Source organism: Bacillus sp. AK25 (assembly GCF_048270685.1).
In the GTDB taxonomy this organism is placed as follows: domain Bacteria; phylum Bacillota; class Bacilli; order Bacillales; family Bacillaceae; genus Bacillus; species Bacillus altitudinis.
Window position 1 is genome coordinate 3,105,564 of record NZ_JBLUWC010000001.1, and the last position, 15,196, is coordinate 3,120,759.

A 15,196-nucleotide genomic window follows, 5' to 3' on the forward strand; every position below is an offset into this window, starting at 1 on the left:
TACTTACTTTGTTGCAAACACATTCATAACCTGAGGTGAGTATGCTTGTTAAAATCAACAAATCAGCGGATCATTCGCGCAACAATGGAATTATTGTCTGAAAAGGGCTATCAAAAAACAACGACAAAAGAAATTGCAACAAAAGCGAATGTAAGTGAAGCGACAATTTTTCGTAACTTTAAAAACAAACGCGGCGTGATTGCTGCCATTATGAAAATGAAATCAACACCGACCAAAACCCTTGAAGCTGAATTTAAAGACGATTTATACACCGATTTAAAATTTCTCGGTAGCTATTTCCTTGAAGATTTGACTTCAAAAAAAGAATTTATCTATATCAGCATGAGAGAACCGGCTATGTTTAAAGATTTAACAGACCATGAAAAAATTTATCCTCAAGAATTGAGAGACATGCTGATTCATTATTTCAAAAAAATGAGTGCTCAGCATCGTGTATTAGAGGGAAAAGAAGACATCTATGCAGATATATTTATTAGCACGTATTTTGGCTTTTTCATTCAACAGCTAGAGCAAGACATTCAGCTTGTTTTAACACAAAAAGAAGACTTTATTGAGACATGCACACACATTTTCATGAGAGGAATTTCCCCCACTTAATTGGGTGAAATTCTTCTTTTTTACAAAGGTGGTAAACACATTGAATCTTAAAAAAGAGAACTTGATCATTTATTCTTTGCTGCTTGGAGCTATTTTAGTTCCAGTCAATTCAACCATGATCGCAGTCGCTCTATCATCCATATCAACTTATTACGATCAATCCATATCAAACATTACTTGGGTGGTCACGATTTATCTAATTGTCATGGCAGTCACTCAACCTATTGCGGGTAAGCTGGGAGATATATACGGCCACCGCAGCATGTATTTAGCTGGTGTGATACTTTTTTTGATTGGCTCCATTGGATGTGCTTTCGCACCTAATCTTGCTTTTCTTATTAGCTTCCGATCAATTCAAGCGGCAGGCGGAGCTATATTAACGCCGAACAGCATTGCTTTAATTCGAGCAACAGTATCACATGAAAAGCTTTCTAAAACTATGGGCTTTTTCGGTTTTGGAGCGGGAATTGGTGCCGCACTTGGACCTTTTATCGGCTCTATTCTCATTCAGAGCTTTGACTGGCATTCCATTTTCATAGTGAATATACCATTTTTGATTCTCACACTTGTGACAGGCGTTTTTATGATTCCGAAGATGAAACATACGCGTTTACAAGCCAATGTAGATATCATCGGTTCGTTATACTTAACAATCGGGATCGCTACACTCATTTTGTTTACTAAAAGCCAATTATTAAACGAATACATGATCTATGGCGTTCTAGCGGTCATTTCCATTCCTTTATTTTTCAAACACGTACGGAAAGTTACAAATCCCATCATTGATTTGACATTATTTAAAAACAGTACCTTTACGAACGCTAACCTTTCTATCATGCTTAGTAATTTTGTGATGTACGCGATTCTTCTCATTATGCCGCTGTTTATGGAGCAAAAACTCGCACTTTCTCATACACAAAGCGGGATTTTCCTTTCGATCTTTTCACTCTGTATGTCGATTAGTGGATTACTCGGGGCAAAGCTCCATCCAATAAAAGGTGCCAAAAAAATGATTCGATTTTCATTTCTCTGTCTTACTTTATCCGGTGTTATGCTGATCACACTAAGCAGCTACCCAAATTTACCACTCCTTATCATCACATTAGTCGCTGGGGGGATCTCATCAGGTATTGGCATGACTAGCATGCAGATGGCTTCTTTAACATCTGTTGATCAGAGTTTATCCGGCTCTGCATCTGGGATTTTTTCTACCTTTAGATATTTCGGAAGTATCATTTCATCTACTTTAATTGGTATATTAAGTGGTTTTCAATCTTTATTTATCGTATTAATGGGCGCAGGTATTCTTGGTTTCCTCCTCTCTCATCGTCTAAAAACGAAATCCACTTCTCATTCATCTGAACACTCTGCTTAACGACTCCCTTCGCTCTATTTAGGGCGGGGGAGCTATGATTATTTGTTACTGTAACCGATTATGGATACAATGATCAAACTGTGAAAATGATCTTTTACTCATGAAAAAATGTCATATAAATAGACGAAAAAGAAATTTCAGCTTTCATTTACCTCTACTTCCCCACCTAAAAACTCCTTTTCATATCTTCCAGCATTCATAACTTCGATTTTTTTTCACAATTTTTGTGTTATGCTTTTTGAAAATAGAGCACCAAAGGAGCAGAAGGATGAAACGAGTGAAATATTTTTTAATATGCTTGTCAGCTCTACTATTTTTCCTAGCAGGCTGCGGAAAAGACCAGCAATTTACGCCCCCTGGCAGCTCTCAATCAATTGCTGTCATTTCTCAACTAAAAAAAGCCTCCTTTTCAATCGTTGATTTACAAAAAAATAAAATTGTCTCTTCCGTTGATTTAAAACATCCTCTCACTGATCTTGTTCACATCAACAAAGACGTGATCATTGCATCAAATAAGGAAGGACAATCTCTTATAGAAATCAATTTAAAAAAAGGAACAGCAGCGGACTATATGGATGTGAATAAAGGTCTGACTTCACTTGCGTATGATGCGGATACCAACACTTTACTTGTGACCGATTCAGAGAAAAATGTCGTTTATTTTATCGATACAGTGCACAAGAAAATAAAAGCAACTGTGAAGACCGGGACATTACCCTCTTCTATGGCGTTGTCTTCTTCAGGAACGTTGTTTGTTTTAAATGCAAAAAGTCATTCTGTTTCAGTCATTGATATTGAAAAGAAAAAAAAGATACGAACGATTTCCGTCCTAGAACGGCCATCTGGCATTCATTTTGATGGGCATTCCATTTGGGTTGGAGGACACGGTAAACCGGGCACATTAAATAAGAGCATTTTTGCTTACGATCCTAAAACAGGTAAAAAACAGCGAGAAATCAAACTAGGTGTTATGCCAGTCGCATTTTTTTCAGAAAAAAACTCTTCTACTTTATATGTATTATGTCATGGAGACCATACACTATATAAAGTAAATACCAAGAAAAACAAACTACTTTCCTCTGTTGAGACCGGTCAAAATCCGAATTATATCACTGCTGATTCCTCATCTATATATGTCAGTAACTTAGACGACAATTCAGTATCCGTCATCGACAAACATACATTTATGTTGAAGAACCGACTGAACATCCCAGCAGGACCTTATGCTATCATGTTGGAGGAAAAGAAATGAAAGAACAGATGAATATTTTAATAGTAGATGATGAATTAGATATGCTTGAGTTAATCGGATCCTTTTTGCAAAGACAAGGCTTTCACGTGATAACTGCAAATAATGGCACGGGCGCCTTACATCAGCTTGAAAAAGAGGCCATTGACCTTGTTGTATTGGATATTATGATGCCAGATATGGATGGATTCGAAGTCTGCCAGCGCATCAGGCAAACCTCTCAAATCCCCATTTTATTTTTAACAGCTAGAAGTTATGAAGAGGATCGCATTAAGGGGCTGGAAATTGGCGCAGACGACTACATCATGAAGCCTTTTAGTCTACGTGAGCTTGCAGCTAGAATTGAAACGACATTAAGACGAATTAGAGGTCTTTCTTTAAAGCGCAGTCGAATCATGATTGATGACTTGGAGATCGATCATGATGGCAGACAAGTCTATCTCAAGCAAGAGCCCATCAATTTAACAAGAAGAGAATTTGATTTACTTATGTTTCTTCTGCTCAATCAAGGCCAAGTCTTTTCCCGTGAACAGCTCTATCAAAAATTGTGGGAATCACACTCACCTAGTGGCTCTTTAAGAACAGTCGATACACATATTAAAACACTAAGACTGAAATTAAAGGAAGCGGAACGGTATATTAAGACCGTTTGGGGTGTCGGCTATAAGTTTGAGGAGGACAAATGAAGCCATTATCTATTAAAAGGAAAGTGCTTTTCTTAATCCTTTCCGTTATAGGCATCGTTGCTGCCTCAGCTCTTGCCCTGACTTATTACTTATACCAGCACTTATATATAGATAAACAGATTGACTCTTTAAGTTTACAAGGAAAGAAGCTGGCAGAAATCTATCACAAACACGGGAAAGACACATATTTTACTGACAGAATGAAGTGGGCAAATGACTCAAGTCAGGCAAGTGTTATTTTTACTGATGATCCTATGGAGCTTTCAAGCGGTATCCCTTTCGATACGAATACAAACGATAACCTCATTACGTTTAAAGAACGCCAAAAGCTTCTTCAGGGGGAAACAGTTGTGTTAATTAGAGAACACCCCCAGTTTCATCAAGATATTCTCGGGATTGCCATCCCTGTGTTCTCAAACAAAAATGATTTATCAGGAACCATTTTCCTCTCTATGCCTTTATCTGATGTGTATGAACCGTTTGTTCAAATTCGATTAACGCTTGGCATCTCTATTTTAATTATCCTGCTTTTGATTTTCTTTATTGGATATAAAAGTTCTAATAAAGTCGTAAGGACGATCAATCAAATGAAAGAAATTGCAATGGAAATGGAATCTGGTGATTTTTCAAAACGCATGGCTGTGACCAAAAAAGGGGATGAGTTAAATCAGCTGAGCCGTTCCTTTAATAAACTGTCCTCTACCTTAGAAAAAGTTGAACAACATCGCAGAGAGTTCCTTGCCAATGTCTCCCACGAACTGAGAACGCCTTTAAGTTATATGAAAGGCTATGCTGAAGGAATTGAAGAAGGCATTATTGATCAAAAGAAAGGCATGCAGATTATTCAAGACGAATCCACACGATTAAGCCGGCTCGTCCATGACCTTCTTGATCTCGCACAGTTAGAGGGGGAATCTTACCCACTAACGATGGAGCCGATCGTCTTTGCGCAGCTTATTCATGATGTTCTTGATCAAATGACATTCATTGCTAGTCAAAAGAGAATCTCGTTCAACCGAGAACTTGAAGAGGACTGTATTATTTATGGTGATAGCGATCGACTTGAGCAAGTCATTCGTAATTTATTGGACAATGCCATCCATTACACGCCTTCAGGAAAATCGATTTCGATTGAATTATTCGTTCACCAACAAACTGCTGAATTGAGAATTACAGATGAAGGCAGCGGAATTCCAAAAGGAGATCTCCCTCATGTCTCTGAGCGTTTTTATCGAGTGAATAAAGCCCGCACAAGAAAAGATGGCGGCTCTGGTCTTGGACTAGCCATTGTTTATCAAATTATAAAAAAACATCGTGGCACGTTCGTTCTTCAATCTGAACAAGGCCTAGGTACGACCGCTATTATACAATTACCAAGTGCAGAGACCTCTGAAACTCCACCTGTCTCCTCATAAAATAAGATGACATCTTAAACAAAACAGCTCTTTCCTAGAGCTGTTTTTATTCAACAGAAAAATAAAGAATTGGCCTTTTTTTATTAACAATTTATTCATATTTGCTTGTTACACTTTTTTCAAGTTAAGAAAAAGGAGTGACAAGCTTTTGATTAGACGCTTTCAGAAATTTGATCTTTATTTATTTTTCATATTGATTTTATCTGCCATTTTAAACATTTATAACATTTGGAACGACGATACGGTGAACGCTTATTATACAGCGGCGGTTACAAGTATGATGCAAAGCTGGCATAATTTCTTCTTTGCTTCGTTCGATCCCTCAGGTTATGTCACGGTGGATAAACCACCGCTCGCCTTCTGGCTGCAAACGATCAGTGCCAAAATTTTCGGCTTGCATGGCTGGAGTGTGATCTTACCCCAAGCTTTAGCTGGCATTGGATCTGTTTATTTAATCTACCGCCTAGTCAAACCTACATTTGGCCTGGCTGCTGCAAGAGTGTCAGCACTCATTATGGCGTGTACACCAATCGCAGTTGCTGTATCTCGTACAAATAACATTGACAGCTTACTCGTCTTTATTCTTTTACTCGCAACAGCCATGATGTTCAAGGCTGTGAAACAGCAGAAAGTGCTTTGGGCGATTGCTTCTTTTGCAATGATCGGTGTCGGTTTTAATACAAAAATGCTGCAAGCGTATATGATTGTACCGGCTCTCGTCCTGTTTTACATCATCGCCTATCGAACGACATGGAAGAAAAAGTTGTTATCGCTGATGATTTCGATGATTGTTCTTTTAGGTGTATCTGCTTCATGGTCTATAGCGGTTGATCTCACTTCCAAAGACAATCGTCCTTATATGGGATCAAGTCAATCGAATTCAGCACTAGAATTAGCCTTTGGTTACAATGGTCTTCAGCGGTTGACTGGTCAACAGTCTGGCGGAGGAGGCGGCACAAATCAGGGTGAGGGACAGCCACCTTCACAGCAGGGTGATCAGCAAAATGACAATAATTCATCCACCATGCCTCAGCCGCCATCAAATGGAACTCAAAACAACTCAGATAATTCAAACCAATCATCCAGTCAGGAACAGCCTTCAATGCAAGGACCACCAAGCAGTGCAAACGGCTCAACACCACCTGATATGCCTTCAGGCGGTAATGGTGATGGACCGCCAAATGGTGGGGGAGGAAAAATGGGAAGTGGTTCTGGCATGTTTGGAACAGGAACAAAAGGGCCATTACGTCTGTTCCAATCTGAACTATCCGATCAAATCAGCTGGCTGCTTCCATTTGCGCTCTTCGGTGCGATTGGTATCTTCTTCTCGACAGCCTTTGAAAGAAGACGTCTCAATACAAAACAAAAAGAAACACTATTTTGGTTAGCTTGGCTTATACCTGTTGCTGCATTTTTCAGTGTCGCAGGATTCTTCCATCACTATTATTTAATCATGCTGGCACCGCCAATTGCTGTATTAGCAGGAGCAGGATGGGTGTCTATGACTCAATTGTTCCAAACAGGAACTGGCTTTAAAAAATGGTTGCTTCCAATTGCGATATTCGTCACAACCGCATTTGAAATCTTTATCCTATCCACTTTTACAAGCACAATCGGTCTTGGATTAAGCATTGCAGTCGGTATCATTGGTATTGGAACGATCCTTTCTCTACTTTTGATAAAAGGGAAAGAAAAACTAAAACAATTCATGTCTCTCATTGCCATCCTTGGGATGCTGATCGCACCCCTATACTGGGCAAGCACACCTCTTCTTTACGGAGGAAACAGTATGCTGCCAGAGGCTGGTCCTCAGCTTGCAACTTCAAGTGGCAGCATGAGTTCACAAGTCAATGAAAAGCTGATCAGCTATCTGGAGAAAAACAATACGGGAGAAGAATTCCTATTCGGGACAACAGATGCAACCACTGCTTCGCCTTACATTATTAAAACAGGAAAAGCTGTTATGGCATTAGGTGGATTTAGTGGATCTGATAACATTCTCACGCTTAATGAATTCAAACAGCTCGTTAAAGACGGCAAAATCAAATACTTCTATCTTTCTGGTATGAGAGGCGGTAGCTCTGACATTCTCACTTGGATTCAAAAAAATGGCAAAGAAGTATCTGCTTCTAAATGGCAGAACAGCTCTACATCCAAAACGAACCAGCAAACAGACAGCTCTGACAGCCAACAATCAAAACAAAATGATCAGTCAAATGAACGAATGGGCGGAATGGAGAGCGGTACTCTTTATGAACTATCCGTTGATTAATTCATCTATTAAAAGGGAGGAACGATGACTGATGGAAAAGAACATACAATACTCTGTTGTAGTCCCAGTGTATAATGAAGAACTTGTGATCCATGAATCGTATCAGCGCCTTAAGACCGTCATGGATTCGACGGGAGAAGCTTATGAGCTTCTCTTCGTCAATGACGGCAGTATAGATCGAACAGCTGAACTGATTAAAGGGTACTGCCAGACCGATCCGCATGTGAGACTTATTGATTTTTCTCGTAACTTTGGGCATCAAATTGCCATTACAGCGGGAATGGATTATGCAAAGGGAGAAGCTGTCGTAGTGATTGATGCGGATTTACAAGATCCACCTGAATTGATTTTAGACATGATTGAAAAATGGAAGGAAGGCTATGAGGTCGTATACGCGGTCCGCACGCAACGAAAAGGCGAAACAGCTTTCAAAAAGTACACGGCTTCCCTTTTCTACCGAGTGCTACGTCAAATCACCGAAGTAGATATTCCTATTGACACCGGCGACTTTAGATTGATGGATCGTAAAGTGTGTCATGAAATGAAAAAAATACGCGAGAAAAACCCATTTGTCCGGGGATTAGTGAGCTGGGTTGGCTTCAAACAGATTGCGGTAGAATATGTTCGGGATGAGCGGTTGGCAGGAGAAACAAAGTACCCTCTCAAAAAGATGCTCAAGCTCTCGATGGATGGGATCACATCTTTTTCTTACAAACCTTTAAAGCTAGCCAGCGTGGCAGGTATTGTCCTTTCAGCTATTGGCTTCATTTCGATGTTTCTAGTTTTATATTTAAAGCTTTTTACTAACAGCACCATCACCGGCTGGAGTTCATTAATTGTCATTCAGCTATTCTTTAGCGGGATCATCCTCTTTATGTTAGGCATGATCGGGGAGTATATCGGCCGAATCTACGATGAAGCCAAGGACCGGCCGCTTTATATCGTCAGGGAGAGCTATGGCCTTCAGGCAAAGCCACATCCCGTTCAATCCCCTGTCCACTTCAAGCAATATAAACAGCATTAAAAAAAGCGTGCGAGACCCTTCAGAAGGTCCTGCACGCTTTTTAATAGATTAGACGGCTGTTTCAAACCGTTTTCTGTTAATAAAGAAAGAAAGTGTAATGATTAAATAAATGCCCATGGTGACCAGCGTTTGAACAATTGGTGTATTGAATACAACGCCGACAAAAATGGCCATGATCGCAATAACTGAAAACCACGTTGTGAAAGGATACAGCTTCACGCGATATCCGCCTGGCTGTGCGACGCTTCGAGATTTCAAATGACCGACGGCAATGATAAACCAGATGAATAGAACTGTGTAACTTAAAGAACCCATTAAGTAATTAAACGTTTGACTTCCTACAAAAAGAGAAATCAATACAGCTGCATACAAGGTAGATGTACATACAAGGATGGCTCGAACAGGCACCTGCTGTTTTGACAGCTTGGAGAATCCTTTCCATACACGGCCATCCATTGCCTGTGTATAAAGCACCCGTGATGAAGCATACAAGCCAGAGTTCATAGAAGACAAAATCGCTAGTAAGATAATACCATTCATGATGTCACTAGCATACGGTACTCCGATTGTTGCAAACACTGTCACAAATGGACTTACTTGCTCATTGTTTACTTGATTCCAAGGGATTAAGCTGACAATGATAAAGAACGGCAGTACATAAAAACCGATGATGCGTACAAACGTACTTTGAATGGCCTTTGGGATGACTTTTTCAGGGTTTTTTGTTTCTGCTAACGTGACCCCAATCATCTCCGTCCCACCATATGAATACACGACAACCAGCATTGCTGCAATTAATCCGCCAGTACCATTTGGGAAAAATCCACCGTGATCCGTTAAGTTAGACAATCCAGGTGCTGCATGCTGTCCGAATGAGACAAATAGCATGGTAAATCCAATGATAATAAATAAGATGATGACAGCAATTTTAATAGAAGCTAACCAATACTCTGTCTCAGCAAACATTTTGACTGAGCAAACATTAATGATTGTGACTACAAGTGAAATGATTAACACAAGCATCCAGATTGGCACTTGTGGGAACCAGTACTGAATAAAGATGGCCGACACAATCGCTTCTGCTGCAATGTTCAGCACCCACATCTTCCAATAGATCCAGTCTAAGAAATAGGCCGGATACTTTCCTAACACAGGTTCAATCAAGTCACGGAATGTTCTTGCTCCAGGTCGTGCAACGGTCATTTCGGCAAGTCCTTGCATAATAAATAATAAAATAAGACCACCAATCATGTATGCCAAAATGACAGCAGGACCCGCAATATCAATGGCAGAACTGCTTCCTTTAAACAGACCAGCACCGATGGCACCGCCAAGCGCAAGCATCATAATATGCCTTGATGTCATTGTTCGTTTTAACTGCACATGTTCCTTTTCCATTTTCTATAGCTCCTTTAAATTTGAATCTTCAGACAAATATGAGATAAAAGCATATAAAAAGGCCAGCCATCTCCTAGAAGAGACGACTGACCTTGCAACCGCGTTACCACTCTTATTGATTCAGCCATGGCTGAATCCAACTTAAAACCCGATAACGGAGGTCACACGTAAAGACTTACTATTCATTCAGTCTTACCGCTCTTTGAGCGAGTTCAATGATTCGTTTTACTGCGTTGCACCGACCCGCAGCTCTCTTAAAAAACGGATGTTCATTTACTATTCTCAAGTCAAAGCGTTTATAGTCAAATTTGTATATTCGTCAAAGATTTTATTTTTTAAATATACTGACTAACCACGCAATTGTCAACAGCCTTTTTCAGACAAACAGCGATTAACGAATCCAAACAGCTACTTCATCCATCGGGCGACGTGTTTTGCCGCGTTTTGGCTCAGTGACACGATAACCAAAGGCTGCCATGACAGAGATGTCGTATTGACCTTCCTCCAGTAACCCTTCTTCTTCTAAGATACGATGGATGTGATCGTAGCTAAATCCTTCAACTGGGCATGAATCAATGCCGATCTGTGCCGCAGCTGTCATCATGTTACCTAAGGCAATATACGTTTGTTTTGAAGCCCAATCAAATAATGTACGGTCATTTTCTAGTAGATGAAGATCGTTCTCTTGGAATTCTCTGTAGCGCCCCTTGACCATTTCAAACGTTTCGTCTGTCATTCCTTTGATTTGCTTGTTGATGTATTCTGCATATGCTGAATCATAGCGGGCATCTGTTCTTGCCAAGATGATCACAAAATGGCTGGCAGTTGGAAGCTGCTTTTGTGCACCCCATGTATACTCTTTTAATTTTTCTCTGAATGCTTCATTTTGAACAACGAGGAACTTCCAAGGCTCAAACCCTACAGAGCTTGGAGAAAGTCTTCCTGTTTCTAAAATAAATGAAAAATCATCCTCCGGAATTTTTTTCGCTGGGTCAAACTCTTTTGTCGCATGACGGAATTCATACGCCTCAATGATTTCTTTTTTTAATAGCTCTTTGTCTCGCATGTTATTCATCCTTTCTAATAAACAGGTGTGTTCCCACAATCCAATTTCTTTCCATTCCCTCATAGAAATTGTTATGATAGGAAAACAAACAACCCGAATGTGTGATGTCTATCTCTATGGTAAAAGAAAAGCTTCCATTGATTCAAGTACGCACATTTTTGTTCGTTAGGTACAAACATGTTCGTTTATGACCATTTTCGTTTAAGAAAGGAATGTTGAGATGAGTGCACCATCCAATCCAGTCAGTATTGTGAATCATGGCTGTCCCGTGTCTATCACTACAAATGTCATCGGAGGGAAATGGAAAGGCGTCATCCTTTATCATTTGACTTGCGGTCCAAAGCGTTACAACGAAATACGCCGGCTTCTGCCAAGAATTTCGCAGCGTGTCCTGACGTTGCAATTACGAGAACTTGAACAAGACGGGATTGTTCACCGTGAAGTCTATGAGGAAGTTCCTCCTCGTGTCGAGTATTCACTGACTTCTCTTGGAAATACGTTAAAGCCCATTATCTTTGCCATGCGTGAATGGGGCGAATCCTATGGGAGAGAAACGCGCCCAAAAGAAAAAAGCTGCCATCTCTAGCAGCTTTTTTTAAGATGAAATCGCCGTTGGCTCTTGCTGTGGATCGTCCTTCACAAACAAGATACCAAGCTGGTGATGCTCCCCTTCGTAAGAGGCGCGTTTCTCAAACCTTGTCTGACCATTGAGACCAATGATCTCAAGCTTTGTCAGAGCACGATTGGTTTGTAGTGCTTCATAAAATTCTGAAACGGTTTTGATCTCGATTCCATTGACCTTTGTAATAATTTCTCCGATCTCAAGCTTTAAATCAGCCGCAGGGGTATTCGGAATGATACCAAGCACCATAAGCCCTTGATTCCGCTTAGAGAAAAAGAATGGTGCAGCGTTGTCATTCGCCCTCTGCTTCCATGATAAAAAGGCTCTTCCTGCAATCGCTAGAACAACAGCTCCCCACGCAATCGGCTCAAACCAAATACTTGCCGCACCTACTACAGCTACAGCTAGACCGAGCATCATAATACGGCGTGACGTAATTTGAATACTAACAATTGGCAGCGATCCTTGAATACGCTGGCCAAAGCCGATGATGTACGGGATCACAATAAATGAGAAGCTTTGATCGTGCACTTGAAGCACAGGCCACCATGGCAGAGAAGAAGTCCATTCACCTGCCGGCATCAGCAAAACAAGTGGTAGAAGCCACAGACGGTTTGCTCGCTGCTGGCCGATCAAAAGTCCTCTCGCACTCATCACCATTGCAGGCGATGTACGTAAATGCGCCGTTCGATAGGCTAAGATGCCTTCGGTCATTAACAGTAGCCCTAACAGGATCACAACGGCTGATGCATTCATCATTGAAAGCTGCGGCAGCCAAGAATGGCTCACTTGAACAGACATCAGTCCAAATGCCGCAATAAAACTGAAACCGAGTGTGTATGCAGACGAAAGCGCACTCGCCTTAAAGAATAAAGAGAAAACGATGGTCATCGCTGCAATCAGCACGATGAATCCAGGCGGAAGGGAAATCCCTAAGCCTACAGATATGATCGATAGACAAATTCCTGGAACCCATCCCTTTGAATATGTAAATTTCAGTTCATCGTAAACATCTTCTATTCTTGTTTGAAACGCTTTTCTCTCCCGCTTTACGCGGATGTAGCCATATAATAGGCTTATTAATATCATAAAATAAAAAAGAGGATGGATTAAAAACAGACCGACCGCTTTTAATCCGGCTCCCATCCACTCCGAGCTCATTATCGTTCACCGCCCAAGTCAAGCATTTTCTCTTATTCTATCAAATAAATCGATGCTTGACATCAGGTTTATTTCTCCTGATTCATCCAAAGTGTGACATTCGACAGTGAAAAATCTTTTAAATAGTGATTTACATCTACATCTAGTATGCCGCCGAGAAGCTGCATGGACCTCTTGATGTCGGTTAAGTTTATACCAAGTCTCTTATGATTATCCATTAAATAATTGAAGTATATCTCAGCACAGTCTTCATCGATCTCGTCGACTGATTCTACCGTTGTGTAATTGACCAAGTACCTGCTTAACAGCATGAGTAGACTTAATGCCTTTGTAGCCGAAAACGTCACATCTTTCGTACGACTCTTAAGCTCCTCTACCAACTCGTAATATTTTTTCTCTCTCACAATACTTGCCCTTTTCAATTGTGTACCCCCATTTACTAGTTCTTTTAAGAAAAGCGCAAACCTCGGTACAGCTCAATGCTTAAGCTGAATATCCGCAAAAAATAAAATATTTAAAATGAGTGCTACTTTTTATTGTAAGAATTATTTATGTAACATACAACTTTCAAAAGTTTCATTTTCATGACATGTTTAAATCAACAGAAAGTCTCTTATATAAATATGTTATCGGGTAAATTCGAAGGAATGTTATGTTTTTTGTAAAATAAATGAATATATTTATAGATATAATATATTTTTAAGAATAAATTATTACATGTTCGTAACACTTATGAACCAAAAAAAAGAGGCATTTATTCGCCTCTTTATTTTTTGAGATATAGTGCTTTTAGTGCAGTTTGCAGCTGAAGATCATTCTTTTCATAAGATTTCACTTCATCTACCATCTTGTTCATCATTTTCGCTGTCTTTAAATCAATAACGCCTGATTTTTCGAGATTGTATGTGCTTTGAAATGCGAGTACAGCCTTTTTCGTTTCTTCGTCAAAATATCCATCTACTCTGCCAGGGTCAAATGATAACCCTTTTAACAATGTCTGTGCTTGTCTGACTTCTTCATTGTTCATATCAAGCTGAAGCGGTTCTTTCAGCTGGAGCGGGCCAACGGTGAAGTAATCTGGTTGATGAATCGCAATGGTCGGCACAACGCCTTTTTTGTGAATCCAATTCCCTTTCGGTGTCAGCCACTTATACAGCGTTAATTTAATGTTACTTCCATCTCCCATTGGTACCGCCTGCTGCACAGTCCCTTTACCAAAGGAAACGTCACCTACCACTTCATACTTCCCTGCTTCTTTCATGGCACCAGCCAGAATTTCAGAAGCAGATGCACTTCCTTTATCAATTAAGACATTGATTGGGTATGGTTTTTGTTCTTTTCGTTTTGAAAAATATCGTTTTCGATCGCCATTCCGTTCTGCAATTTGAATATATGGCTGATCCTTTGTGATAAAATGTTTCAAAATGTCTTCCACACTTTGTAGATAGCCGCCAGGATTTCCTCTCACGTCCAGCACAAGGCCTTCCATGCCCTTTTTCTCGAGCTTATTCAAGCTTGCCGTGAAATCCTTCGCCGTATCTTCAGAGAAGCTAGAGATCGCAATATAGCCTGTTTTATGACCATTGACCTCTTTCATTGAAGCCGTTACGGTTTCAAGCGGGATTTCTTCTCGTTTGATATGGAATGTTAGCTCTTTTTCAATTCCATTTCGTCTGATTTTCAAGGCGACAGACGTTCCTTTTTTTCCTCTTATTTTCAGTACAGCATCGTTTAGGCTTTTTTCTTTCATCGTCTCACCGTCAATGCTGATGATTTCATCTTTCGGTTTCAGACCCGCCTTTGCCGCAGGGGATTTTTTAAAGGCAGAGACAATGATAATCTTTCCTTCATCCATTCCAACTTCTGCCCCAATTCCTTCAAATGAGGAATCAAGTGAATCCGAAAATTGCTTTGCGGTTTGCTTGTCCATGTATACTGAATACGGATCATTTAAGGTTGAAAGCATTCCTTGTATGGCACCTTCAAGCAGCTTTTGACGATCCACTTCCTCTACATATTCATTCGAAATGAGGTCATAGGCTTTCTCAATTTTCTCCATTCCGTTTTCCTTCGCTCGATCACTTGATTGAGCTTGTCCAGCCACTACAGCAGCCGCTTTCGGTGACTCCGCTTGAGTCGCCTCTTTATGCGTCACAACCCCTGCACTGATGATGAGAATGACACTTGCCATGATGGATGCGATTTGTTTTTTCATATTTGGCCTCCTTCTTCAACTCTTCCTGATGACTTGAGTTATTATATGCCAGAAGAAGGGATTTCATGTAAAGACATTCTCCTAAGGAGGCTTGA

Annotated in this window: 13 protein-coding genes and 1 other annotated feature; of the genes, 8 read left to right on the forward strand and 5 right to left on the reverse strand. The window is 40.3% G+C overall.

The window, feature by feature from the left end:
• Positions 1-45 precede the first annotated feature (45 nt).
• From ACNO7B_RS16165 to ACNO7B_RS16195, 7 genes are all read left to right on the forward strand, one after another.
• Positions 46-618, forward strand: a complete 573-nt coding sequence (locus tag ACNO7B_RS16165) for a TetR/AcrR family transcriptional regulator (protein WP_008348201.1) — start codon at positions 46-48, stop codon at positions 616-618.
• 40 nt (positions 619-658) lie between these two features.
• Entirely contained in the window at positions 659-1,993 is a 1,335-nt protein-coding gene (locus tag ACNO7B_RS16170) for an MFS transporter (protein ID WP_410551871.1), read from the forward strand.
• A gap of 268 nt (positions 1,994-2,261) precedes the next feature.
• A complete protein-coding gene (locus ACNO7B_RS16175) occupies positions 2,262-3,245 on the forward strand; it encodes a YncE family protein (RefSeq protein WP_417901702.1) in 984 nt (327 codons plus the stop codon).
• On the forward strand, positions 3,242-3,928 hold the full coding sequence (locus ACNO7B_RS16180; RefSeq protein WP_138826513.1) for a response regulator transcription factor: 687 nt from the start codon (positions 3,242-3,244) through the stop codon (positions 3,926-3,928). Before ACNO7B_RS16175 ends, ACNO7B_RS16180 begins: the two co-directional genes overlap by 4 nt.
• Positions 3,925-5,343: a HAMP domain-containing sensor histidine kinase gene (locus ACNO7B_RS16185; RefSeq protein WP_138826515.1), complete on the forward strand. Its 1,419-nt coding sequence runs from the start codon at positions 3,925-3,927 to the stop codon at positions 5,341-5,343. Before ACNO7B_RS16180 ends, ACNO7B_RS16185 begins: the two co-directional genes overlap by 4 nt.
• Before the next feature lie 148 nt (positions 5,344-5,491).
• The gene (locus tag ACNO7B_RS16190; protein WP_417901703.1) at positions 5,492-7,615 is read left to right on the forward strand and encodes an ArnT family glycosyltransferase; all 2,124 of its coding nucleotides are present in this window, start codon (positions 5,492-5,494) and stop codon (positions 7,613-7,615) included.
• A 31-nt stretch (positions 7,616-7,646) separates the two neighbouring features.
• Positions 7,647-8,639 carry a glycosyltransferase family 2 protein gene (locus tag ACNO7B_RS16195; RefSeq protein ID WP_410684369.1) on the forward strand — a complete coding sequence of 331 codons (993 nt, stop codon included), beginning with the start codon at positions 7,647-7,649 and terminating at the stop codon, positions 8,637-8,639.
• A 48-nt stretch (positions 8,640-8,687) separates the two neighbouring features.
• On the opposite strand, the gene ACNO7B_RS16200 is transcribed toward ACNO7B_RS16195, so the two are convergent.
• Both ACNO7B_RS16200 and ACNO7B_RS16205 read right to left on the reverse strand, forming a co-directional pair.
• Positions 8,688-10,037, reverse strand: a complete 1,350-nt coding sequence (locus ACNO7B_RS16200) for an amino acid permease (RefSeq protein ID WP_008348215.1) — start codon at positions 10,035-10,037, stop codon at positions 8,688-8,690.
• Positions 10,038-10,112: 75 nt separating this feature from the next.
• Positions 10,113-10,337, reverse strand: a binding site (T-box leader).
• Between the two features lie 91 nt (positions 10,338-10,428).
• Positions 10,429-11,103: an NAD(P)H-dependent oxidoreductase gene (locus ACNO7B_RS16205; protein WP_410684367.1), complete on the reverse strand. Its 675-nt coding sequence runs from the start codon at positions 11,101-11,103 to the stop codon at positions 10,429-10,431.
• 220 nt (positions 11,104-11,323) lie between these two features.
• On the opposite strand from ACNO7B_RS16205, the gene ACNO7B_RS16210 reads away from it, so the two are divergent.
• Positions 11,324-11,689, forward strand: coding sequence for a winged helix-turn-helix transcriptional regulator (locus ACNO7B_RS16210; RefSeq protein ID WP_017357877.1), 366 nt, complete (start codon positions 11,324-11,326; stop codon positions 11,687-11,689).
• A 9-nt stretch (positions 11,690-11,698) separates the two neighbouring features.
• On the opposite strand, the gene ACNO7B_RS16215 is transcribed toward ACNO7B_RS16210, so the two are convergent.
• From ACNO7B_RS16215 to ACNO7B_RS16225, 3 genes are all read right to left on the reverse strand, one after another.
• The gene (locus tag ACNO7B_RS16215; RefSeq protein ID WP_417901704.1) at positions 11,699-12,886 is read right to left on the reverse strand and encodes a PDZ domain-containing protein; all 1,188 of its coding nucleotides are present in this window, start codon (positions 12,884-12,886) and stop codon (positions 11,699-11,701) included.
• A 68-nt stretch (positions 12,887-12,954) separates the two neighbouring features.
• Positions 12,955-13,308: a swarming motility protein SwrAA gene (locus tag ACNO7B_RS16220; protein WP_007500014.1), complete on the reverse strand. Its 354-nt coding sequence runs from the start codon at positions 13,306-13,308 to the stop codon at positions 12,955-12,957.
• Between the two features lie 344 nt (positions 13,309-13,652).
• Entirely contained in the window at positions 13,653-15,101 is a 1,449-nt protein-coding gene (locus ACNO7B_RS16225) for a S41 family peptidase (protein ID WP_181891308.1), read from the reverse strand.
• Positions 15,102-15,196 lie beyond the last annotated feature (95 nt).

Coding starts and splice junctions, on each gene's coding strand:
- ACNO7B_RS16175 (WP_417901702.1), top strand. CDS start 2,262: ATGAAACGAGTGAAATATTTTTTAATATGCTTGTCAGCTCTACTATTT.
- ACNO7B_RS16180 (WP_138826513.1), top strand. CDS start 3,242: ATGAAAGAACAGATGAATATTTTAATAGTAGATGATGAATTAGATATG.
- ACNO7B_RS16185 (WP_138826515.1), top strand. CDS start 3,925: ATGAAGCCATTATCTATTAAAAGGAAAGTGCTTTTCTTAATCCTTTCC.
- ACNO7B_RS16195 (WP_410684369.1), top strand. CDS start 7,647: ATGGAAAAGAACATACAATACTCTGTTGTAGTCCCAGTGTATAATGAA.
- ACNO7B_RS16200 (WP_008348215.1), bottom strand. CDS start 10,037: ATGGAAAAGGAACATGTGCAGTTAAAACGAACAATGACATCAAGGCAT.
- ACNO7B_RS16205 (WP_410684367.1), bottom strand. CDS start 11,103: ATGCGAGACAAAGAGCTATTAAAAAAAGAAATCATTGAGGCGTATGAA.
- ACNO7B_RS16210 (WP_017357877.1), top strand. CDS start 11,324: ATGAGTGCACCATCCAATCCAGTCAGTATTGTGAATCATGGCTGTCCC.
- ACNO7B_RS16215 (WP_417901704.1), bottom strand. CDS start 12,886: ATGAGCTCGGAGTGGATGGGAGCCGGATTAAAAGCGGTCGGTCTGTTT.
- ACNO7B_RS16225 (WP_181891308.1), bottom strand. CDS start 15,101: ATGAAAAAACAAATCGCATCCATCATGGCAAGTGTCATTCTCATCATC.